Annotated in this window: 22 protein-coding genes; 6 read left to right on the top strand and 16 right to left on the bottom strand. The window is 57.6% G+C overall.

The genetic code is table 11. The features are described from left to right. Nucleotides 1–58: 58 nt before the first annotated feature. The 14 genes from astE to acs all read right to left on the bottom strand — a co-directional run bounded on the left by astE (nucleotide 59) and on the right by acs (nucleotide 16,290). Nucleotides 59–1,066, bottom strand: coding sequence for a succinylglutamate desuccinylase (gene astE / locus AUC61_RS13285; RefSeq protein WP_243246689.1), 1,008 nt, complete (start codon nucleotides 1,064–1,066; stop codon nucleotides 59–61). A gap of 32 nt (nucleotides 1,067–1,098) precedes the next feature. Then, entirely contained in the window at nucleotides 1,099–1,383 is a 285-nt protein-coding gene (locus tag AUC61_RS13280) for a hypothetical protein (RefSeq protein WP_027900080.1), read from the bottom strand. A gap of 62 nt (nucleotides 1,384–1,445) precedes the next feature. Beyond that, nucleotides 1,446–2,792, bottom strand: a complete 1,347-nt coding sequence (gene astB, locus AUC61_RS13275) for an N-succinylarginine dihydrolase (protein ID WP_243246688.1) — start codon at nucleotides 2,790–2,792, stop codon at nucleotides 1,446–1,448. 230 nt (nucleotides 2,793–3,022) lie between these two features. Further along, nucleotides 3,023–4,492, bottom strand: coding sequence for a succinylglutamate-semialdehyde dehydrogenase (gene astD / locus AUC61_RS13270; protein WP_243246828.1), 1,470 nt, complete (start codon nucleotides 4,490–4,492; stop codon nucleotides 3,023–3,025). After that, the gene (gene astA, locus AUC61_RS13265; protein ID WP_243246687.1) at nucleotides 4,489–5,514 is read right to left on the bottom strand and encodes an arginine N-succinyltransferase; all 1,026 of its coding nucleotides are present in this window, start codon (nucleotides 5,512–5,514) and stop codon (nucleotides 4,489–4,491) included. The genes astD and astA overlap by 4 nt, the downstream gene beginning before the upstream one ends. A 75-nt stretch (nucleotides 5,515–5,589) precedes the next feature. After that, a complete protein-coding gene (gene aruF, locus AUC61_RS13260; RefSeq protein WP_243246682.1) occupies nucleotides 5,590–6,621 on the bottom strand; it encodes an arginine/ornithine succinyltransferase subunit alpha in 1,032 nt (343 codons plus the stop codon). A gap of 146 nt (nucleotides 6,622–6,767) precedes the next feature. Beyond that, a complete protein-coding gene (locus AUC61_RS13255; RefSeq protein WP_243246681.1) occupies nucleotides 6,768–7,988 on the bottom strand; it encodes an aspartate aminotransferase family protein in 1,221 nt (406 codons plus the stop codon). 400 nt (nucleotides 7,989–8,388) lie between these two features. Continuing rightward, a complete protein-coding gene (gene argR / locus AUC61_RS13250; RefSeq protein ID WP_122665731.1) occupies nucleotides 8,389–9,369 on the bottom strand; it encodes a transcriptional regulator ArgR in 981 nt (326 codons plus the stop codon). Nucleotides 9,370–9,532: 163 nt separating this feature from the next. Further along, nucleotides 9,533–10,297: an ABC transporter ATP-binding protein gene (locus tag AUC61_RS13245; protein ID WP_243246827.1), complete on the bottom strand. Its 765-nt coding sequence runs from the start codon at nucleotides 10,295–10,297 to the stop codon at nucleotides 9,533–9,535. A 22-nt stretch (nucleotides 10,298–10,319) separates the two neighbouring features. Then, nucleotides 10,320–11,432, bottom strand: a complete 1,113-nt coding sequence (locus AUC61_RS13240; protein WP_243246679.1) for a succinylglutamate desuccinylase/aspartoacylase family protein — start codon at nucleotides 11,430–11,432, stop codon at nucleotides 10,320–10,322. A gap of 1 nt (nucleotide 11,433) precedes the next feature. Continuing rightward, on the bottom strand, nucleotides 11,434–12,132 hold the full coding sequence (locus tag AUC61_RS13235; protein WP_243246677.1) for an ABC transporter permease: 699 nt from the start codon (nucleotides 12,130–12,132) through the stop codon (nucleotides 11,434–11,436). Beyond that, nucleotides 12,129–12,818 (bottom strand): ABC transporter permease, encoded by a 690-nt coding sequence (locus AUC61_RS13230; protein WP_243246675.1) that lies wholly within the window; start codon nucleotides 12,816–12,818, stop codon nucleotides 12,129–12,131. The genes AUC61_RS13235 and AUC61_RS13230 overlap by 4 nt, the downstream gene beginning before the upstream one ends. Nucleotides 12,819–12,903: 85 nt before the next feature. Beyond that, complete coding sequence (locus AUC61_RS13225; RefSeq protein ID WP_243246674.1) at nucleotides 12,904–13,680, bottom strand: ABC transporter substrate-binding protein; 777 nt, start codon at nucleotides 13,678–13,680, stop codon at nucleotides 12,904–12,906. A 654-nt stretch (nucleotides 13,681–14,334) separates the two neighbouring features. After that, nucleotides 14,335–16,290 carry an acetate--CoA ligase gene (gene acs, locus AUC61_RS13220; protein ID WP_243246672.1) on the bottom strand — a complete coding sequence of 652 codons (1,956 nt, stop codon included), beginning with the start codon at nucleotides 16,288–16,290 and terminating at the stop codon, nucleotides 14,335–14,337. A 373-nt stretch (nucleotides 16,291–16,663) separates the two neighbouring features. Here acs and AUC61_RS13215 point away from each other — a divergent pair, with 373 nt between their 5' ends. After that, a complete protein-coding gene (locus AUC61_RS13215) occupies nucleotides 16,664–16,930 on the top strand; it encodes a DUF2790 domain-containing protein (RefSeq protein ID WP_243246671.1) in 267 nt (88 codons plus the stop codon). A gap of 105 nt (nucleotides 16,931–17,035) precedes the next feature. Here AUC61_RS13215 and AUC61_RS13210 read toward each other — a convergent pair whose 3' ends face one another. Next, nucleotides 17,036–18,613, bottom strand: coding sequence for a sigma-54-dependent transcriptional regulator (locus AUC61_RS13210; protein WP_243246670.1), 1,578 nt, complete (start codon nucleotides 18,611–18,613; stop codon nucleotides 17,036–17,038). A gap of 264 nt (nucleotides 18,614–18,877) precedes the next feature. On the opposite strand from AUC61_RS13210, the gene phhA reads away from it, so the two are divergent. The 5 genes from phhA (at nucleotide 18,878) to AUC61_RS13185 (ending at nucleotide 22,189) form a co-directional block, all read left to right on the top strand. Next, nucleotides 18,878–19,693 (top strand): phenylalanine 4-monooxygenase, encoded by an 816-nt coding sequence (phhA, locus tag AUC61_RS13205; RefSeq protein ID WP_243246668.1) that lies wholly within the window; start codon nucleotides 18,878–18,880, stop codon nucleotides 19,691–19,693. 15 nt (nucleotides 19,694–19,708) lie between these two features. After that, nucleotides 19,709–20,065 (top strand): 4a-hydroxytetrahydrobiopterin dehydratase, encoded by a 357-nt coding sequence (locus AUC61_RS13200; protein ID WP_243246666.1) that lies wholly within the window; start codon nucleotides 19,709–19,711, stop codon nucleotides 20,063–20,065. A 344-nt stretch (nucleotides 20,066–20,409) separates the two neighbouring features. Beyond that, the gene (locus AUC61_RS13195) at nucleotides 20,410–20,550 is read left to right on the top strand and encodes a hypothetical protein (protein WP_162874715.1); all 141 of its coding nucleotides are present in this window, start codon (nucleotides 20,410–20,412) and stop codon (nucleotides 20,548–20,550) included. Nucleotides 20,551–20,630: 80 nt separating this feature from the next. After that, nucleotides 20,631–20,813, top strand: coding sequence for a hypothetical protein (locus AUC61_RS13190; RefSeq protein WP_027898125.1), 183 nt, complete (start codon nucleotides 20,631–20,633; stop codon nucleotides 20,811–20,813). A gap of 167 nt (nucleotides 20,814–20,980) precedes the next feature. Beyond that, the gene (locus AUC61_RS13185) at nucleotides 20,981–22,189 is read left to right on the top strand and encodes an MFS transporter (RefSeq protein WP_243246665.1); all 1,209 of its coding nucleotides are present in this window, start codon (nucleotides 20,981–20,983) and stop codon (nucleotides 22,187–22,189) included. On the opposite strand, the gene arfB is transcribed toward AUC61_RS13185, so the two are convergent. Further along, nucleotides 22,190–22,603 carry an alternative ribosome rescue aminoacyl-tRNA hydrolase ArfB gene (gene arfB, locus AUC61_RS13180; RefSeq protein ID WP_243246663.1) on the bottom strand — a complete coding sequence of 138 codons (414 nt, stop codon included), beginning with the start codon at nucleotides 22,601–22,603 and terminating at the stop codon, nucleotides 22,190–22,192. Nucleotides 22,604–22,691 lie beyond the last annotated feature (88 nt).

Here is a 22,691-nt window from a genome sequence, read left to right as displayed (position 1 = left end):
AGAAAATGCATTTCAATCCAGTAGATGAAGCGCCGCAGTTACTGAGTCCAGGTCAGAATCAAACCAGCCCATCCTCTGTAGCAGGCACAATCAATATCCCCGCTCGCAAGCCATTCTTGACCTTGGGATTCGGGAAAATGATCCTCGCGCCCTCTTCTTCAACAACCCAGCGGGAATGGCTCAGGTCGTCGGCCAGAACATAGCCTTTATCCAACGGTGAAAAATTCTCCACGTCCAAGGGCAGGTGCAGCCTGAAGCCATCGCTGTGCTTGATGATTTCCCGGGCAACGCTGAACAGTTGCAGACTCTCCAGACTCTCTTGCACCGCAGGCTCGGTGCCTTCGATCATTTGCTCCAGCCGCAAGCGCAGACGAGTGAGGTCAACCTCCTGGTTGTGCCCGAATGGCCGCGCTTTACCCAGCTCCAGGGTAAAGGACTCAGCCCCCAGCTTGTCGTAGGTATACGCGCTGAACACGATGGAGGGTTTGTTCTGTAACAGCACCGCAGTCATGCCGGCAGCTTGCAGACGTGCCAGTTCCCGACGCGAATGCTGACGGCCCTCTTTCCAGGGATACAACGCAAACTGCTCGATTTTCGAGCCACGTATCGCGGTGTGCAGGTCGTAGTGCAAGCGGTAGCGGTCAGGAATGCTGAAGAACGTCGCTGCCAGCCGCTCGAGCTCACAAGCACGCAACGCCTCGGTACCGCCGCTGTGTTCGTGTTGGCCGTTGAATAGCCGGTTGACGTCCTGCTCGACATAACGCTCGCCGCGACGCATGGCTTCGGGGTTGCCGAACAGGAAAAGAATACGTGCCCGCGGCTGCAATTCGCTGCGGGCAATGCTGCGGATCAATTCATCCAGCAGCTCGATAGGTGCGGTCTCATTGCCGTGGATACCGGCGGATAACAGCAAGTCCGTGCCGTTATCCCGATCCTGGGCAGGACGTACTTCCAGCGCGCCTTCGCTCAGCCATCGCAGTCGCACTCCGGCGACTGTCACTTGAGTCTTTTCTGCTGGCTCACGTCCAGCCAAAGTCAGGTCAAGCAGTTTACCGAGGGCAAGCATAGGCGCTGTTCCCTTATGGGTGGGAGTGAGACTTAGTGATTGCAGTCAGGGCCGTGCACGTGCTCTTCGTCTTCGCCGACGTCGGCAGGCTCCATTTCCAGTTGCAGGCTGACCAGGTTGGTTGCCAGAGGACGCAACAACAGGTTGGCGTATTCGGCATCGCCTTCTTCGACATCAACACCGATCAGCAACTGACCACGGCCATCGTGCTGAATCCAGATTTCCTTGCCCTGCCAGACGACAGCAACGCGGGTGCAAGAGGTTTCCAGCTGGGTGCCATCGGTGTCTTCAAGGATTAACTGCAGGGTGTCGCTCATAATCGGTGTTCTCTATAGAGAGGTAAGTACAGCGGATCGTGCCTGGCACGACCCGCCAGAATTCAGGCCAACTGAAAAGGATAGACCGCGCCCAGTTTAAGGATTTGCGTCAATTCATCCAATGCCGCGCGGCATTCAATGAGCAATTGCGGGTCCGCCAGATCATCTTCGCTCATGCGGTCACGGTAATGTCTGTCCACCCATTGCGTGAGCGTATCGTACAGCGGCGCGGTCATGATAACCCCAGGGTTGACCGCCGCCAGCTCGGATTTATTGAGCGCTACCCGCAGACGCAAGCAAGCCGGACCGCCGCCATTCTGCATGCTCTGTTTGAGGTCGAAGACTTTGACTTCCTTGACCGGCCCCGCTCCCGCGATCAGCCCTTGCAGGTAACGCCAGACGCGCTCGTTACCGCGACACTCTTCAGGCACAACCAGCAACATGGTGCCGTCGGGGCGGGACAACAACTGGCTATTGAACAGGTACGAACGCACCGCGTCTTCGACCGAAACTTCTGCACGGGGCACGCAGATCGCCTTGAGCTGCGCGCCGCAACGGGCAAGTTTGTCCTGCAGTTCTGCCAGCATGCGCTCGGTGTGAAGAAATGCGTCCTCGTGATAGAACAACACTTCGCCGTTACCCACTGCGATTACATCGTTATGAAACACGCCCTGATCGATCACCGCCGGGTTCTGCTGGCCGTAAACCACCGCGCTGTCACTCAAACCATGCAAACGGGCAACCGCCTGGGATGCTTCCAGGGTCTGACGTGCCGGATACTTCTGCGGCTCGGGGAATCGCGCATCAAAGGCGCTACGACCAAACACGAAAAATTCCACTCCCGTCTCGCCATAGTCACGGCACAGACGGGTATGGTTGGCTGCGCCCTCATCACCAAACTGGGCAACAGAGGGCAATGCGGCGTGATGAGCGAAGTGCTGCGGGTTTGCGAACATAGCCGCCAGCACGCGGCTGGTGGTCGGATGTTCAATGCTGCGATGGTACTTGCAGGCCAGGTTGGCGGCGGTGAAATGCACGCGACCATCGGCAGTGTCGGCGCTCGGGCTGACCGTTGCGGCGTTGGCGACCCACATGCTCGATGCGGAACAACTGGCAGCCAACAGGGGCATAGCCTGTTTCGCAGCCTGCTGGATCACCTGCGAATCACTGCCAGCGAAACCCAGGCGACGCAAACCGGCGACATCGGGACGTTCCTGAGGGGCAAGTACGCCCTGAGTGAAGCCCATGTCCATCAGCGCTTTCATTTTTGCCAACCCCTGCAACGCTGCTTCGCGAGGATTGGAGGATTGCTGGCAATTACTTTGCGAGGCGACGTTACCGTAGGACAGCCCGCCGTAGTTATGCGTCGGCCCGACCAGGCCGTCAAAATTGACTTCGTATGATTTCATCGGCTCGGCTCCGTGGATCTTTTCTTATAAGCGTAAGGTTCAATCATCGCTTCGCAGCCTTGGGCAGCTCTATCAAACAAAATATAACTTACTGGACTGAAATGGATTTTCTGTAGGAGTGAGCTTGCTCGCGATAGCGTCAGGCGAAACGGTAATTTCTTAACAGGTCTACCGTTATCGCGAGCAAGCTCACTCCTACAAATGCATGCCTGTCGCACGCCAGCGTTGTGTCACGACAACCGCACACCCGGCGTCAGGGTCGCAGGCAAGGTCAGGCTGCTGCTTTCCAGCGAGGCTACCGGATACGCGCAATAATCCGCTGCGTAATACGCACTCGCCCGATGGTTGCCGGACGCACCCACGCCACCAAACGGTGCGCTACTCGCTGCACCCGTCAGTTGTTTGTTCCAGTTGACGATCCCCGCCCGGCTCTCCAGCCAGAACTGTTTGTAACGCGCTTCAGAGTCCGACAACAAACCGGCAGCCAGGCCGTACTGAGTGTCATTGGCCAACGCTATGGCAGTGTCAAAGTCCGCGTAGCGAAGCACCTGCAGCAATGGCCCGAACAGCTCCTCGTCAAGAGAATCGCTGACCTCGGAAACATCAATGATGCCTGGTGTGAGCAACGCCGACGTCGCCTGTGGCTGGGTCATTTCCAGTAACGCCAACGCGCCATTGGCAAGCAATTGCTCCTGCGCTGCCAGCAAGGCACTGGCTGCATGCAGCGAGATGACCGAGCCCATGAACGGCGCAGGCTGCTGATCGTAAGCGCCCACTTCGATGTTGCGCGTGACCTCAACCAGACGCTCCAGAAAGGCATCGCCCCACGCACCTTGCGGCACCAGCAAACGTCGCGCACACGTACAACGCTGCCCAGCTGAAATGAACGCCGACTGAATAACCGTATAAACCGCCGCGTCTACATCGACAACCTGATCGACCACCAGCGGATTATTGCCGCCCATCTCCAGAGCAAGAATCTTGTCCGGGCGACCGGCAAACTGCTGATGCAGAGCATTGCCAGTACGGCTGGATCCGGTGAAAAACAGCCCGTCGATGCCAGGGTTTGCAGCCAGAGCGATGCCGGTCTCGCGACCACCTTGCAGCAGGTTCAACACGCCCGCAGGCAAACCGGCTTCGATCCAGCACTTGACCGTCAGCTCGGCGACTTTCGGCGTCAACTCACTGGGTTTAAACAGTACCGTGTTACCCGCCAGCAGCGCTGGGACGATATGGCCATTGGGCAGATGCCCAGGAAAGTTGTACGGTCCGAACACCGCTACCACGCCATGCGGCTTGTGACGCAGCACCGCATTCGCGTCGCCCAGCGGACCGCTCTTTTCGCCGGTGCGCTCCCGGTAGCTCTGCACGGAGATAGTGATTTTATTGACCATACTGGTCACTTCGGTCGCGGACTCCCACAGCGGCTTGCCGGTTTCTTCACCAATGCACTGCGCCAAAGCGTCTGCCTGGCTTTTCAGGCTGGCGGCGAAAGCTTCCAGCACGGTGATGCGATCTTCCAGGGTGCGACTCGCCCATGCGGGAAAAGCCTGACGCGCAGCCTGCACGGCAACGTCTACCTGAGCGGCCGTTGCACCTTGCCCGGACCACACAACCTGCTGAGTTACCGGATTGAGCGACTCGAACGCCTCGCCCTGCCCAGCCTGCCAGTTGCCTGCGATATACAAGGTGCTCATCAGACAGCCTCCCGCGCGGGGGACAGCGGAACAGCCCGGACATTGTCGCCCGCACTCAGGCGCAGGCGCTTGGCGGTCGCCGGGGCAACCACCAATGTACCGGCCGCAAAGCGCGCCGCGCCCACAGTGATTCTGCACTCTTCACGCTTGCGGTTATGAATCAGGAACTGCGTGGCATCGTCACCCGGCGTACCGATGGCCAGTACCAACGGCGCACTGTCGCGAACGGCGCGGATCTTCGCGGTCTCGCACTCAACCGCAGGACCGGCGTCGAAGATATCCACGTAACCCTGATAGCTGAAGCCTTCGGCCTTGAGCATGGTCAGCGCTGGCTCGGTGTCGGCGTGCACCCGGCCAATCACGTTACGGGCATCTTCGGAGAGGAAGCAGCTGTACAGCGGGAACTTGGGCATCAATTCAGCAATGAACGCCTTGTTGCCCACACCGGTCAGGTAATCCGCCTGACTGAACTCCATTTTGAAGAAGTGCCTTCCCAGACTTTCCCAGAACGGTGAGCGGCCCTTCTCATCGGACATGCCGCGCATCTCGGCAATGATCTTGTTGCCAAACAACTGCGGGAATTCGGCGATGAACAGCATCCGCGCCTTGGCCAGCAGACGCCCGTTCAAACCGTTACGGAAATCGCTATGCAGGAACAGCGAGCACAGCTCGGAATTACCCGTCAGGTCATTGGCGAGGAACAACGTCGGGATTTCCCGATAGATGTTCAACTCCTGAGAAGCGCTGACCGTCAAACCCACCCGGTAGTTGTACCAAGGCTCACGCAGGCCGACAGCCCCGGCGATGGCAGAGATACCCACCACACGGCCGTCATCGTCTTCGAGCACAAAAAGGTAATCCGCATCACCACGCCCAGCCTCGCCACGAAAGGTCTTTTCCGCCCAACCGACCCGGTGCGCCAGACGCTCTTCATTGGCGGGCAAGGTCGTCAGGCCAGCGCCTGTGCTGCGCGCCAACTCGATCAGCGCTGGCAGGTCACTGCTGCTTACGGGACGAACGATCATGCTATCTCCTCAATACCGCTTCCCTCGGGAAACGGCGAAACTCGCTAAACCAGCCATCCACATTCAAAAGGCGTATCAGACCGCCACGACCCGCACGCTGGCGTCTTCACCGACACCCAGCGCCTCGGCTGCCGCCAGACTAAGAGCGACCGGCTTGCCTGGCGCCCAGTCCAACTCCAGCAATATCGCCCGGTAATCCTGCAACAAGCCATTGGCAACCAGATACAAACGGCCGCCGGAACCGGTGTCAGTGGACCGTTGAGCATCTATTTTGACGGGCACCATCCGGCTCTGGGCAATGGAGCGAATCCCGGAAACACGCGCATGCAGGGTCGGGCCACCGTCGAAAATATCGATGTAGTGATCGGTCTCAAAGCCTTCGCGCATCAGGATGTCGAAGGTGATCTGCGCCCGCGGATGCACCTGGCCCATGGCTTCCTGAGCAGCATCCGGCAACAGCGGCACATAAATCGGGTAATGCGGCATCAGCTCGGCGAGGAATGTCCGGCTTTTCAACCCACACAGACGTTCGGCTGCGGCATAGTTCAAATCGAAGAAGTTGCGCCCGATGGCATCCCAGAACGGCGAGTCGCCATTTTCATCGCTGTAACCGACGATCTCGGTCACCACCGAATCGGCGAAACGCTCCGGATGACTGGCGACAAACAGCAGACGCCCCCGGGAATTAAGCTCCGACCACGCGCTGCCCACCAGTTCAGGGACCACATAGAAACTGGTCAACAGGCTATTGCCGGTCAAGTCGTGGCACTGGGACAGAACATGAATCTTGTTATGAATCTTCAGCTCGCGAGACGCGTGAACGAAGGTTTCGTTACGGAAGCTGTAGAAAGGTTCGGAGTAGCCCGCCGAGGCGACAATCCCTGAACAGCCCACCAGTCGTCCGCTCTCGCTGTCTTCCAGTACGAAGAAATAGGTTTCTTCGCCATTGAAGCTCACCTCGGCCGCGAACGAGGCTTCCGAAGCGGCGATCTTGTCGCCAAGCCGCCCCGCATCGTCAGGCAGGGACGTGACACCGATCGGGCTGTCGGCAGCGAGGCGTTGAACCTCGGCCAGATCAGCCATTTGCGCGGGGCGCATCACGAGCATGGTGCCACTCCTTACCAGAACACAGACCGGGCAAACCCGGCACAGAAAAAAAGCGCCACGTGGATCAACGCCACATGGCACAGGAAAATGTCCGACGTTTGCCTTGCAGGCAAGCGTCGGGGGTGTCGCGTTGAATCAGCTCGCCATCAAGCCTGAGTCAACTTGGCCACGGCGCGCTCGAAGCGATCCAGACCTTCGTCGATGTCAGCGTCTTCGATCACCAGACTCGGGGCAAAACGCACCACGTCAGGACCGGCTTGCAGAATCATCACGCCTTCGTGCTCCGCGGCATTGAAGAAGTCCTTGGCCTTGCCCTTCCAGGCATCAGTCAGCACACAACCGATCAACAGGCCCATGCCACGAATCTGCGAGAACACGCCATATTGTTGGCCGATCTGCTCAAGGCGCGCCTTGAACTTTGCATGTTTGGCTGTCACACCGTCGCGCACTTCCTGGGTGTGGACCACGTCCATCACCGCATTACCCACTGCACACGCCAGAGCGTTGCCGCCGTAGGTCGTACCGTGAACGCCGACGGCGAAGTGCTTGGCCAGCTTTTCGGTGGTCAGCATGGCTGCCATCGGGAAACCACCGCCAATGCTCTTGGCGCTGGACAGGATGTCTGGCGTGACGCCGTAATTCATGTAGGCAAACAGGCGACCGCTACGGCCCATGCCGCTTTGCACCTCGTCGAAAATCAGCAGCGCTTTATGCTCGTCACACAGTGCGCGCGCGCCTTGCAGATATTCGAGTTCGGCAGGCAATACACCGCCTTCACCCTGAATAGGCTCCAGCACAACCGCGCAGGTCTTGTCGGAGATTGCGGCCTTGAGGGCTTCCAGATCGTTGAACGGCACATGAGTGATGCCGGTAATCTTCGGACCGAAGCCGTCGGAATACTTGGACTGACCGCCAACGGTTACGGTGAACAGCGTACGACCGTGAAAGCTGTTCAGCGCAGCAATGATTTCGTACTTGTCCGGACCATATAGATCGTGGGAAACGCGACGCGCCAGCTTGAAAGCGGCTTCGTTGGCTTCGGCACCCGAATTACAGAAGAACACGCGCTCGGCAAATGTGGCGTCCACCAGCTTCTTCGCCAGACGCAGGGCCGGCTCATTGGTGAAAACGTTGGAAACGTGCCAGAGATTGTTGGCCTGCTCAGTCAAGGCACCCACCAACGCCGGATGGCAGTGGCCCAGTACGTTGACGGCAATCCCGCCGGAGAGATCCACCAGCTCACGGCCCGACTGGTCCCAGACTCGGGAACCTGCACCACGCACAGGGATGAACCCGGCTGGAGCGTAGTTAGGGACCATTACCTGGTCGAAATCGGCGCGTTGCACCGCAGCTTGCTCAACGGACATCGGAGTCTCCTGAAGAGGAACGCCTGCCTGAAACTGGCGAGCGATGGGAAGATTGTAAGGACTGGTTTCACTCCGGCCTTGCCGCCAGGCGACAACTTGTTACAGCGCAAAACCGGTATTTCTGCTGACTTTCGGCAATGCGACATTAACCATCGCAAAGGCGCAGTTTAAACGTTGCGGGCGGATTGTTGCAGATACAGATGCGTGGAATTGTTGGAGCGAGTGGCGGCGATCCGAATTGCCCGCCGATAACTATGAATTGATTTGCCTTGATACATCCCTCTGTAGGAGTGAGCTTGCTCGCGATAGCGTTCTGTCAGTCACCTACAGTTATTCTGACAAGCCGCCATCGCGAGCAAGCTCACTCCTACAAATCCTCAACCACCACAACCGGCAAGAGTCACCCCCGCTCTGCGGGCACCGATGACAATTCAAACGGGCTGCTGCTGCGGCGTTGATTACGGTCTTCACGCGGGGTGGCGCCGAAAAAGTTGCGGTAGGCGCTGGAAAAGTGCGGACCGGATGAGAAGCCACAGGACAGGCCGATCTGGATGATGGATTTGCTGGTCTGCATCAGCATCTGCCGTGCCTTGTTGAGGCGCAACTCGAGGTAATACTGGCTTGGCACGCGATTGAGGTACTGCTTGAAAATTCGCTCCAGTTGACGACGTGAAACGCAAACATGCTGGGCAATTTCATCAGTGGTCAGCGGCTCTTCGATGTTCGCTTCCATCAACAACACAGCCTGAGTCAGCTTGGGATGACTGGAGCCCAGGCGATTCTGCAGTGGAATACGCTGACGCTCGCCACCTTCACGTATACGCTCAACCACCAGCTCTTCGGACACCGCACCCGCCAGCTCGGCGCCGTGGTCCCGGGCCAGGACTGCCAGCAACAGATCCAGTACCGACATGCCACCGCAAGCGGTCAGGCGATCACGGTCCCAGTCGAACAGATGACTGGTGGCGATGACTTTCGGAAAACGCTCGGTGAAATCATCCTGCCAGCGCCAGTGCACGGCAGCACGATAGCCATCGAGCAAGCCCAGTTGCGCCAGCGGATAAACCCCGGCTGAAAGCCCACCGATCACGCAGCCGGAACGCACCAGTTGCTTGAGCGCAGACGTCAGTGCCGGGTTGATCGACGCAGGCGGCTCGTCCGCCAGCAAGAACAGCTTCTGACAACCCTCCAGACGCCCGGACCATGGTTCGCCGGGCAATTGCCATGCCCCCTCGGCGGGCACTTCAGCCTGGAGAAACGACAACTCGTAAAGCACTTCCGGATGGACGCGCTGAGCAACACGCAAGGCTTCCTCAGCCAGCGCCAGAGTCAGGGCTTTGGTGCTGGGCCAGATAAGAAAACCAATTCGTTGAGCGGTCATGGCGTGCAATCCGAAACGTGTCGCTGTTGTTAAAACTGTGTACACAGCTTATGGGGCGGGCATCGCAACGCCCAGGATGAGTCTACGGCTATCAGTTCATGCTGCTTGCGGCGCAGCATGAACTGTTCCTTTCCTAAAGGCATCGTCAAAACGAAGCATTTCGTTACTTGAGACTACCTGACAGAAACTGCTGCAAGCGCTCGGATTGCGGATTGACCAGCACTTCACGAGGATCACCGCGCTCTTCGACCACGCCTTTGTGGAGAAAGATCAACTGATTGGAGACCTCACGGGCAAAGCCCATTTCGTGGGTCACCACGACCATGGTCCGGCCTTCCTGAGCAAGGGCCTGCATGACTTTGAGCACGTCACCCACCAGCTCAGGGTCCAGCGCGGAGGTCGGCTCGTCGAACAGCATCACCTCCGGTTCCATCGCCAGTGCGCGGGCAATCGCCACACGCTGCTGCTCACCACCAGACATATGACCTGGATAAGCATCCTTGCGATGCGCGACGCCCACCTTGGCCAGAAAATGCTCGGCCTTTTCCAGCGCTTCCTTTTTTGACACGCCCAATACGTGCACGGGCGCCTCAATGATGTTTTCCAGTGCGGTCATGTGCGACCACAGATTGAAGTGCTGGAACACCATCGACAGTCGCGAACGCATGCGTTGCAGTTGCTTTGGGTCCTCGGCTCTCATGCTGCCGTCTTTGTTGGCGACCAGTTTAAGCTCTTCATTGTTGAGCAGAATCTTGCCTGCGTGAGGCTGCTCCAACAGATTGATGCAACGCAAAAAGGTACTTTTCCCCGAGCCACTGGAGCCAATGATGCTGATCACATCACCTGCCTTGGCGGTCAGGGAAACACCCTTGAGCACTTCATGGCTGCCATAGCGTTTATGCAGGTCCTGGACTTCCAGTTTGTTCATGCTTTCAGTTCTCACAAATGGGTCAGTCATTGAGCAGCCGACCCTGACGCCGGACAGTCCGTCCAGCTACCTTGGCCAGCCAGAAACCCGGCTGGGCATAACGCAACCGCTCGATGGCAAACAACACCCCGGCAGTTTTCGAGCAGACCGTGCTGACCCGGTCAGAGAGCGGATCAATGACTTCAAACAGAGGGTCGCCGACTTCAACCCAGGCACCCGCTTCGCGCAGGAAACTCACCACACCCGGATGCGGGGCAAACAGCAATTCAGTACCTTCAAATGGCATGCCTTCACAGGCTTCATGAGCAGCCTGCGGCCATTCACCACTAATGAAACCCTGCTCGGCAAGGAACGCCAGAATACCTTCAGCATGCGCTTCGGCCTGAGGTTTACCGGTATCCGCCTGACCACCCAGCTCAATGGTCGTCGCCAGACAGGCCAGAGGGATCTGCGCATCCGGGAAAATCCGCGACAGACGCAACCACGGCAATGAACAGGCCTCATCGAACGAGCTGCCGCCGGAGTCTTCCGCCAGCAAGGCCACTTGCACATTCAGATGCGCAGTCAGCGAGCGCCATTGCGGCCAGTGTTGCGGCAAGGCGTACATGTGCAATGCAGCGTCGGCGTCGCAATGCAGGTCGAGCACCACATCGGCAACGCACGCGTGACTAAGCAGAATCCGCTGCATGCCGCGCAGCTCAGTCTCCGCGGGAGGCAGGCTTCCCAGCACTGTAGTCATGGCCTGGCGAATCAACTGCACGTTGCTGTGCGGATCATCGCCGAGCTGACCTTCAAGCAACTCGGCCACCGGCTCACTCAACTCGGAGAAATCGCGATTGAAGTTCTTGCCGCTGCCAAACTCGAAGCGGCCTTGATGCGCGCCTTGCAGCAATTGCCCCAGCCCAATGGGGTTGGCGACCGGGACCAGTTCGATAACACCCTTGAGCGCGCCCTGCTCTTCGAGTTCGGCCAGACGCTTTTTAAGCTCCCAGGCCGTACGCATACCCGGCAACTCATCGGCGTGCAAGCTGGCCTGGATATAAGCTTTGCGCTCGCCACTGCCGAAACGAAACACACTCAAGTGGCGCTCGGTGCCGAGGGTGCTCCACGGCAATACATGATCGGTTCTTTGCATGTCAGGCCTTCCGGGGTGCGAGGTAGCCCAGCCAGCGGCGCTCAGCCAGCTTGAACAGTCGCACCAGAATGAATGTCAGGCACAGGTAGAACACGCCTGCGGTGATAAACGCCTCGAAGGGCAAAAAGCTTTCAGAGTTGACCGCCCGCGCGGCACCGGTGATGTCGACCAGCGTGACGCTGGACGCAAGACTGGTGGTCTGCAGCATCATGATCACTTCGTTGCTATATTGCGGCAGCGCCCGGCGCAAGGCCGAGGGCAGCAGGATACGGCGGTACATCTTGCTTTTCGACATGCCCATGGCACGCGCCGCTTCAATTTCGCCCGCAGGCGTAGCCTTCAGACTGCCAGCAATGATTTCCGCCGTGTAGGCACTGGTATTGATCGCGAATGCCAGGCACGCACAGAAGGTCGCGCTGGACAGCCATGGCCACAAGAAGCTTTCGCGGACGACCGCGAATTGCGCCAGACCGTAATAGATCAGATACAGCTGCACCAGCATCGGCGTGCCACGAATTACATAGGTATAGAGCCAGGCAGGCATATTCACCCAAGGCTTTTTCGACACCCGCATCAAGCCCAGCGGCAGCGCCGCCAGCAGACCAAACGCAAGGGCGATGCCAAGCAGCTCAAGGGTGGTCACCAGCCCGGCGAAGTACAGCGGCAGGCTATCCCAAATGACGTTGTAGTCGAAAATCACAGCTCAGCCGCCCTTACTCCAACGGAGTAACGTTTTTCGACAAGGCGCAGGGCCAACAGCGAAATACTGGTTATGAGCAGATAAATCGCGGCAACTGCCAGGAAAAAGGTAAAGGGCTGGCTGGTAGCGTCGCCTGCCTGCTTGGCGAGAAACATCATGTCCTGCAGACCAACCAGCGAAATCAGCGCCGTCGCCTTGGTCAGTACCAGCCAGTTGTTGGTGAAGCCGGGGATCGCCAGGCGAACCATCTGCGGCACCAGAATTCTGAAAAACACTTTGGAATGGCTCATCCCGTAAGCAAGGCCCGCTTCGGCCTGCCCTTTTGGAATGGCCATGAAGGCACCGCGGAAGGTTTCCGACAGATAAGCACCGAAAATAAACCCCAAGGTACCGATACCGGCAGCCAACGGGCTCAGGTCGATGTAATCGTCGTGACCGAGCATGGGAGCAATGGTGTTGAGCGCGCCCTGACCACCGTAGAAGATCAGCAGGATCAGGACCAGATCGGGAATCCCGCGAATAACGGTTGAATACAGGTCACCCAGCCAGGCCAGCCAGCGCACCGGCGACAAACGCAACGACACGCCAATCAGACCCAGGACGATTGCCAGCGCCATCGACGACAGGGCCAGTTGCAGCGTCAGCCCTGCGCCCTCGAGGATGACAGCCCCGTAGCCATTCAACATGTTGTGCAGTCCTCATGGGTGTAAAAAATGGCGCTAGCCACAACACCGAAAACGGCTTCTGGCTGCGCCATCCGTGACGACAGGTTTACTTGCCGTAAACGTCGAAGTCGAAATACTTGTCCTGAATCTTCTTGTACTCGCCGTTGGCGCGAATCGCCGCGATGGCAGCGTTGATGCGCTCAACGTTGGCTTTATCGCCCTTGCGAACAGCAATACCAATGCCGTCACCGAAGTAAGCCGGGTCGGTGAATGCCGGGCCGACAAAAGCATAGCCTTTGCCCGAATCGGTTTTCAGGAAACCATCCTGCAGCAGGGTCGCGTCCGCTACCGTGCCGTCCAGACGACCGGCCTTGAGGTCCAGGTAGATTTCGTTCTGCGAGCTGTAGGACTTGATCACGGCGCCCTTGGGCTCAAGCACTTTTTTGGCGAAAGTGTCGTGGATCGTTCCACGTTGCGCGCCGATCTTCTTGCCTTTGAGTTCATCCAGGCTGTCGCTGACAGTGGTGCCTTCCTTCATGACCAGACGCGCCTGAGTGCTGTAATAGCGATCAGTGAAGTCAACGGACTTCTTGCGGTCTTCGGTGATGGACATCGAGGACAGGATCGCGTCGATCTTGCGCACTTTTAGCGCAGGGATCAGACCGTCGAACTCTTGCTCGACCCATGTGCACTTGACCTTCATCTCAGCGCACAGCGCGTTGCCGATATCGTAGTCGAAACCGACGATGCTGCCGTCCGGCGCTTTGGAGGCGAACGGAGGGTACGCTGCTTCGATACCGATTTTCAGAGGCTTTTCGTCTGCAAATACTGGCTGAGCCAGAACGGTCAGCGCCATTGCGCCAAGCAGCATGAGCTTTTTCATTGTCAGGACTCCGTCGGTAAAACACGACAAATGGCAACATGAGCGCAAGCCCAGGGTGCGAAGAGGACTATTGGAGGTAGACGCCTGGCGGCTGGGACCGTTTTTCGGACCCGCAAGCCTGTAGCGAGTGAGCGGCATTTTAACGGCACGCCCGAAGTCGATATTTCTTCAATGCGACAACTAGTTACAGATGCGCTAAAAATCACGACGTACGCATTGACAACCAAAATCGGTTATGCAAATGCAAAAGGCGAGATAACCGGTGATTGCAGCAAAATACGCGCCCATTATTGGCAAAGCCTTGTAATACGGCAAGGGTGGTATTGCCGCATGTTTATCTGCCATGCATTTTAGGCGCGATTTCCTACGGAAATGAGGTGCTTCGCCCCACAGGAGGTAGTGACGTTACCTGAGCGTTGGGATGGGTAACAGATCGATATATATCCTGGTTGGATAGGCAGTGACTGCAACCGCACCGACGCCATCGCGAGCAAGCTCACTCCTACAGTTGGAAAGCGATCGTCCTGTAGGAGTGAGCTTGCTCGCGATGGCGATGTGAAAGGCGAAGAGAAGGTACCTGGCACAAACGGGACACCGACGAACAAAAAGCCCCACCCGGCTCACACCGGATGGGGCTCTTTCAAGCGCTGACTGTCACGCCACGCTCATGGTCTTGTGCGTGTCGATCAAATGCTGCACCACGCTCGGATCGGCCAGGGTCGAGATATCACCCAGCGAATCGTATTCACCCGTGGCGATCTTGCGCAGGATGCGCCGCATGATTTTCCCGGAACGGGTTTTCGGCAGGCCTGGCGCCCACTGAATCACATCAGGCGAAGCAATCGGACCGATCTCTTTACGGACCCAGTTGCGCAATTCGATGCGCAGCGCCTCATCCGGCACCTCGCCGCCGTTCAGCGTCACGTAGACATAGATGCCCTGCCCCTTCAAATCGTGAGGCACACCCACCACCGCAGCTTCGGCAACCTTAGGATGCGCAACCATGGCGCTTTCGATTTCAGCAGTGCCCATCCGGTGGCCGGACACGTTCAGCACGTCATCCACACGACCGGTGATCCAGTAATAGCCATCATCATCACGGCGCGCGCCGTCGCCAGTGAAATACATGCCCCGGAAAGTCTTGAAGTAGGTGTCGACGAACCGGTCATGATCGCCGTACAGCGAACGCGACTGACCCGGCCACGAATCAAGGATCACCAGGTTACCCTCGGCCGCACCTTCAATCAGATTGCCAAGGTTATCCACTAACGCCGGAATCACGCCGAAGAACGGACGCGTTGCCGAGCCAGGCTTGAGGGCCGTGGCGCCCGGCAGCGGGCTGATAAGGATGCCGCCGGTCTCGGTCTGCCACCAGGTGTCGACAATCGGGCAGTTTTTATTGCCGATAGTGTTGTAGTACCAGTTCCAGGCTTCCGGGTTGATCGGTTCCCCAACCGAACCCAGCAGACGCAGGCTTGAACCGTCAGCGCCTTCAACGGACTTGGTGCCTTCAGCCATCATCGCGCGAATGGCAGTCGGTGCGGTGTAGAGGATGTTGACCTTGTGCTTGTCGACGATCTTCGACAGGCGAGTGATGTCCGGATAGTTAGGCACGCCTTCGAACAACAGCGTGGTCGCGCCATTGGCCAGCGGCCCGTAAACAATGTAGCTGTGCCCGGTAACCCAACCCACGTCAGCGGTGCACCAGTAAATCTCGCCAGGCTTGTAATCGAACACGCGCTCGTGAGTCAGCGCGGCGTACAGCAGATAACCGCCAGTGGTATGCAGCACGCCTTTCGGTTTGCCGGTGGAGCCAGAGGTATAAAGGATAAACAGCGATTCTTCGGCACCCATTTCTTTCGGTGCGCAGGTCTCGGAAGCCACTTCCAGCAACGAGTGGTACCAGATGTCACGGTGGCGGTTCCATTCGATGTCGCCGCCGGTGCGCTTGCAGACGATCACTTTCTGCACGCTGGCGGTTTCCGGGTTGGTCAACGCCCGGTCAACGTTGGCTTTCATGGCGGTTTTCTTACCGCCACGCAGGCCTTCGTCCGCGGTGATGACCACTTTGGATTTGCAGTCGATGATGCGACCCGCCAGTGCCTCAGGCGAGAAGCCGCCGAATACCACCGAGTGAATAGCGCCGATGCGGGCGCAGGCCAGCATGGCGACCACTGCCTCGGGGATCATCGGCATATAAATAGTCACGACGTCGCCGCGATGCACGTCCTGACCGCGCAGGGCGTTGGCGAACTTGCACACTTCAGCGTGCAACTCGCGATAGGTAATGTTGCGGCTTTCGGAAGGATCATCGCCTTCCCAGATGATTGCAAGGGTGTCGCCACGCTCTTCCAGATGGCGATCCAGGCAGTTATAGGCAACGTTCAGGGTGCCATCGGCAAACCATTTGATGTCGACACGGTGGTCATCGAAAGAAGTCTGTTTGACCGAGGTAAAAGGTTTGATCCAGTCGAGACGCTGAGCTTGTTCACGCCAGAAACCGTCGGGGTTGACCACCGACTGCTGGTACATGGCCTTGTAAGTCGCCTCATCGGTCAGCGTGGCCGCTGCGACTTCTGGGCGGACGGGGTACAGGGAAGCTGCACTCATCTTGGTTACCTCGGTGGATAGTTGTTGTTTTATGCCCCTGTTGTATCCGCCTGTCGGCGTCGGGACCATTCGACGATGGTCTTACCGAGCGCATCTGAGCCTGCAATAATCACATTGGCGATCCTGAACCCGAACACTTGCAGGGCCCTGGCCCGGCCCTCGCAGGGATTGTTGCCCATTCGCTCAACAGTCTTTATCAAAAGTGTTCCTATATGAAGTTCGGTGACAAGCCTAGAATCAACTCCGCCACACACGGCACGTGATTAATAACTGACAGTCCCCCACGACTCATTAATCACCCCCTGATAAACGCTTCACGCATCGCCCCATAAAGGCGGTGTGCCCCCTTTCGAACTCAAGAAGGTAAAAAGAAATGAAAGTCTCACTGTTGGTTCTCGCACTCTGTGGTTTTAGTGCATTTGCAATGGCTGAAGAATCCGGAGCAAAAGTTGCTGCTCAACAAGCCCGCGTAGAGCAATACACGTATGGCAGCCACCCTGACATTGCCAAAGTCATCTCGATCAGCACCATCCCGGACGTCTGCAAGGTCGTCCCGATGCGCATGACCTATGAAGACTCCAAAGGTCAGCAGCACGTGATGGGCTATCAGGTGATGGGTAACGGCTGCAGCAATAGTTGAGTGATATCCCGCCAGGCGATTATGGGCAGGAGGCAACTTGTTGGCGAGACGGTGTGTCAGGTAAATATTTGCTGATAGGCCAACATCTCGCGAACAAGTTCGCTCCTACCGATAATTGTCATCCAGATTACTGGAATTACTTAACCCATAATCCCGCAACTTGTTAGCCACTGTTGTATGGGAAACACCCAACCGCTTCCCAAGTTGCCGACTGCTGGGATATTCAACATACAAGCGCTGCAATAACGCCTTTTCAAAACGACCGACTATATCCTCCAGGCCACCTTCCATTGAGAATTCCCCCAACGGGTCGCGCACGCCGTAATCCGGCAAGCGGATGTGTTCGGCTTTTACCGTCCCGCCTTCACACAACGAAACCGCCTGAAACAGCACATTCTCCAATTGCCGGACGTTGCCGGGCCATTGGTAATGACTCAAGCGCTCCATGGCGGCAGGCGCCAGCTTTGGCAGCGGGCAACCTATCTGGCGACTGGCCTGATCCAGAAAATGCTCCACCAGCGGGCCGAGCCCGTCCAGGCATTCGCGTAATGGCGGGATATGCAGGGTCAAGACGTTGAGGCGATGGTAAAGATCCTGACGAAATTCACCCTTTGCGCAGAGCTCAGACAAATCCGTCTGAGTGGAACACATGATGCGCACATCCAGAAAAACATCCTCATCACTGCCGACGCGCCGAAAGCAACCTTCCTGCAGAAAACGCAGCAGCCTGGCCTGCATGCGCAAACTGAGCTCCCCGACGCTGTCGAGAAACAACGTGCCGCCAGCCGTCAGCTCCAGCAAACCCAGCTTGCCCTCCGCTCGCGCCCCGTCGAACGCGCCTGGGCCATAACCGAACAGTTCGGTCTCAGCCATGGCATCAGACAGACCTGAACAGTTCATGGCCATTAACGGGGACTGACCACGGGGGCTGGCGAGATGGCAGGCACGGGCCAGCAGTTCCTTGCCGGTGCCTGTCTCGCCTTCAATCAGCAGCGGCGCATCCAGCGGCGCCATGCGCCTGGCTTCACGCACAACTGCAGCCATGACTCTGGAGCTCTGGAAGATACTGTCAAACCCGCGCAGCTCCTCCTTGCGTACCTGATAGATCTGCTCGCCAACCCGATCTGCGCGGTGCAGGGTCAAGACTGCTCCCGCCATCGCTTCGCTGTCGTCATGGCGAGACTGCAAAGGCGCGATGTCGGCCAGAAATACATCGCCGCGAATTGTCACCCGCAGGCCGTTGATCCGCGATTTGTTGCTACGGATGAGTGCCGGTATATCGAGGTCTTCGGCATAACGCGACAACGCAATACCCGGCACTTCATCCACCCGCACGCCCAACAGTTGAGCCGCTGCGCGGTTGGCCGCAACAATCGAACCGCCCATGTCGATGGACAACACCGGAAACTCCAGCGCGCCAAGCAAGGCATCCAGCTCCATATGCCGCCGTTCGCTGGGCATCAACCCCACGCGTTTGACGCCGAAGACTCCAGCGATGGCCTCGAAGCGAGGGCGCAGCGACTGGAATTGCAGATTGATCAGGTTCGGACAATGCAGATAGATGGCGTCGCCGTGCTCACCCCCCACCTCGCCCCGGGCGACGTTGACGCCATAGGAGGCCAGCAGGTCAAGAATATCGCGGGTCATACCGATGCGGTTCTGACAGTGCACTTTGATACGCATGACGGATGAATCCTGTGGCTGTTGTTATTTTTGTGATGAGCCGAAGTTTACCGTCAAGAATTCGTTACAGCGCCGACACCGGAAACCTCGCTCGCCATAAGATAATCAGGGATTGGCCTGCGCCGTAAAGTTTTCTTTACGAAAACACACCTGCGCCAGCACCTGTGGTACCCCGGTGCTGACATCCCGAGCGCCTGAAACGCGCTATTGATGAAGCTGGGCGTTCGTAACAAACCCAATAAAAAGAACCCCAGGGAGAGCAGCATGAGCCATACGAAATACGTGGCACGTGAACCCGATGCTCACGGGTTCATTGATTACACAAGCGACGAGCACGCGGTCTGGAACACATTGATCACCCGCCAGATGAAGGTGATTGAGACGCGCGCCTGTCAGGAATATCTGGACGGCATCGAGCAGCTTGCCCTGCCCCGGGAACGCATCCCGCAATTGGCGGAAATCAACAGCGTTTTAGGCGCGACCACCGGATGGCAGGTGGCGCGAGTCCCGGCGTTGATTCCCTTCCAGACTTTTTTCGAGCTGCTGGCCAACAAGCAGTTTCCCGTGGCGACCTTCATTCGCACCCAGGAAGAACTGGACTACCTGCAAGAGCCGGACATTTTTCACGAAATCTTTGGCCATTGCCCACTGCTGACCAACCCCTGGTTCGCCGAATTCACTCACACCTACGGCAAGCTCGGCCTTGGCGCCAGCAAAGAACAACGCGTGTATCTGGCGCGCCTGTACTGGATGACCATCGAATTCGGGCTTGTTGATACGGCCCAAGGCCGGAAAATCTACGGCGGCGGGATTCTTTCTTCGCCCAAAGAGGCTGTCTACAGCCTTTCGAATACACCGGAACATCAGGCGTTCGATCCGCTGGAAGCGATGCGTACGCCTTACCGTATCGATATTCTGCAACCCTTGTACTTTGTCTTGCCCGACTTGAAGCGATTATTCGATCTGGCTCAGGAAGACATCATGGGGATGGTCGAACACGCCATGCAGCTGGGACTGCATGCACCGAAATTCCCGCCCCGCCCTTCATCCAGCCCCTCAACCAAATCCCAAGTGGCCTGAACAGGAAACCTATTTATGACCAACCTTTCACAAGCCAGCTGCGAAGCCTGCAGCGCCAACGCCCCACAGGTCAGCGAAGCCGAACTGCCCGAGCTGCTGAAACAGATCCCTGACTGGAGTATCGAGGTTCGCGACGGCGTCATGCAGCTGGAAAAAATCTATCTGTTCAAGAACTTCAAATTTGCCCTGGCGCTTACCAATGCTGTGGGTGAGATAGCCGAAGCAGAAGGGCATCATCCGGGTTTGCTGACCGAGTGGGGCAAAGTCACCGTGACCTGGTGGAGCCACTCCATCAAAGGCCTGCACCGCAATGACTTCATCATGGCGGCGCGCACGGATGAGGTGGCGAAAAGCGCTGAGGGGCGTAAGTAAAAATTTCTCAGGCTGACGTCAATACCTGTGGGAGCTGGGCTTGGTCTAGGCGGCATTCCGACGATAAACGATAACGCGGTATGTCGTCTGCCTGCATCTCATGCATCGCGGGCAAGCCCTGCTCCCACAAGATTGCGTTGCAAATCAAGTCGGCAAGTAGCTGACCTGTCGGCCTGAAATACTCGCCATGACTCGGGACAATAAAACCCGGTTTTTGTTTCCGTACATGACCAACGGTCGAGATAAAAGTCTGTTTGTCATTTTTCCTGCTGTATCCTGCCCAAGCTTTTTAGAAGCACTGGTTCTGCCCAGCAACTAAAAAACTTGTGCAAGGAGCATTGAAAATGCATGAAATCCCTAACTTCCCCCCTGGCCAGAAAGAGCCTGAGCAATCGACACTGGCTCAACTGGAACTCGGTCAACCGGCTGAAATGAAAGCCGGTGTACAGGCCGAACAAAGCCAGCAAGCCTCCAGCGAAGACTGAGGGTGATTTTTTCAGACGTATCGGAAACCAGCCTCGCTGTGTTTTCATACGTCTGAAATGCCGATGACCACAGGCTGCAGATGAAAGATTTCAACGAAGCACAAGCCAATACCCTGATCGGCACCGCCGAACTCATGATCAAAATCTGGGCGCAGTTGAGCCCGGAAAAGAAGCAAGCCCTGCTCGACCGCTTCGGCAATCAGGAAAACGCCCTTGCCGCGCTGGTGACGACACAACTGGTCGCGCCCGAACAGCCTCAGTAAGTCGTTGTACCTCCCTGATCGAATACCTTCGCCCGAATTTTTTTTAAGCAGACCTCAAGCCCAGCGCTCGTTCGCCGCTATCATTGAGCACTTGGTTAGCTTGCTAAGGTTCGATTCGATCCGCAGCACCCGTTTGATTTCCCGCCGTTATCGTGGACCGCTTACTCATGCCTGATACACCAAGCAGTGATTCGCAACGCCCCATGGCCGTCACTCTGCAAGTCGTCTCCATCGTCATGTTCACGTTCATCGGTTACCTGAATGTCGGTATACCGTTGGCGGTACTCCCGGGTTATGTCCACACCGACCTGGGGTTTGGCGCGGTCACAGCGGGGCTGGTGATCAGCGTGCAGTATCTGGCTACCCTGCTCAGTCGCCCGTACGCCGGACGGATAATCGATAACCTCGGGCCCAAGAAAGCCGTGCTGTTCGGGCTTGCCGGTTGTGGATTGAGCGGCGTGTTCATGCTGCTGTCGAGCTGGTTGCAGGCATGGCCCGTGGTCAGCCTGGTCAGCCTGTTCTTCGGCCGACTGGTATTGGGCAGTGCCGAGAGTCTGGTGGGTTCCGGGTCGATCGGCTGGGGCATCGGACGCGTCGGCGCGCAGAACACCGCCAAAGTCATTTCCTGGAATGGCATTGCCAGCTACGGCGCACTGGCCATCGGCGCGCCGCTGGGGGTAATGCTGGTCAGCACGTTGGGGCTGTGGAGCATGGGCGTGAGCATCATCCTGCTAGCCCTGCTCGGATTGAAACTGGCCTGGAATAAAGAAGCCGTACCGATCGTACATGGCGAGCGCATGCCGTTTATCCACGTACTGGGTAAAGTCTTTCCCCATGGCATGGGCCTGGCGCTGGGGTCTATCGGCTTTGGCACCATCGCTACTTTCATCACGCTGTACTACAACAGCCATAACTGGCCGAACGCCGTGTTGTGTTTGAGCCTGTTCGGCGCGTCGTTTATCGGTGCGCGGTTGTTGTTCGGCAACATGATCAATCGAATCGGCGGTTTCAAGGTGGCGATCGGCTGCCTGAGCGTTGAAAGCCTTGGCCTGCTGCTATTGTGGATGGCGCCGTCGCCGGAGCTGGCTCTGGCAGGCGCGGCGCTGACCGGTTTTGGCTTCTCGCTGGTGTTCCCGGCCTTGGGAGTCGAAGCCGTGAATCTGGTGCCCGCCTCCAGCAGGGGCGCAGCAGTAGGCGCTTATTCGCTGTTCATCGACTTGTCACTGGGGATCACCGGCCCGGTAGCCGGGGCGGTGGCGGCAGGCTTTGGCTTTGCCTCGATCTTCCTGTTCGCCGCGCTTGCCTCTCTCAGCGGTCTGGCGCTGAGCGTCTGGCTTTACAAGCAGGCCAAGGCAGCGCGCCTACATAGCGCCTGATCAGAAATCCACTTTGCCGCGGCCGGCCTTGATCGAGCCGCGCTTGGTCTTGGACTCCAGACGGCGGGTCTTGGAACCCAGCGTTGGCTTGGTCGGCCTACGCTTCTTCTCGACCTTGGTTGCACTGATGATCAGCTCGGTCAGACGCTCCAGCGCATCAGCGCGGTTCTGCTCTTGGGTACGGTACTGCTGAGCTTTGAGCACAAGCACGCCTTCGCTGGTAATCCGGCTATCACGCAGCGCCAGCAACCGCTCTTTGTAGAACGGCGGCAGCGATGAAGCGTTGATGTCGAAACGCAGGTGCACCGCACTGGAAACCTTATTGACGTTCTGTCCACCCGCGCCCTGGGCACGGATGGCAGTCAATTCGATTTCGGCATCCGGTAGGTGCACATTGTTGGAGATTACCAGCATGGTGTTTTCACATTACCTTGGAACAGTGCATACCCTGTGGGAGCAGAGCTTGGTCTGCTCCCACAAAAAAATGCTTCAATCCCGAGTC

The organism is Pseudomonas maioricensis (assembly GCF_022790535.1).
Lineage (GTDB): Bacteria > Pseudomonadota > Gammaproteobacteria > Pseudomonadales > Pseudomonadaceae > Aquipseudomonas > Aquipseudomonas maioricensis.
Note: the sequence above shows the minus strand (reverse complement) of the source record. Positions and strands in the feature narration are given on the sequence as shown.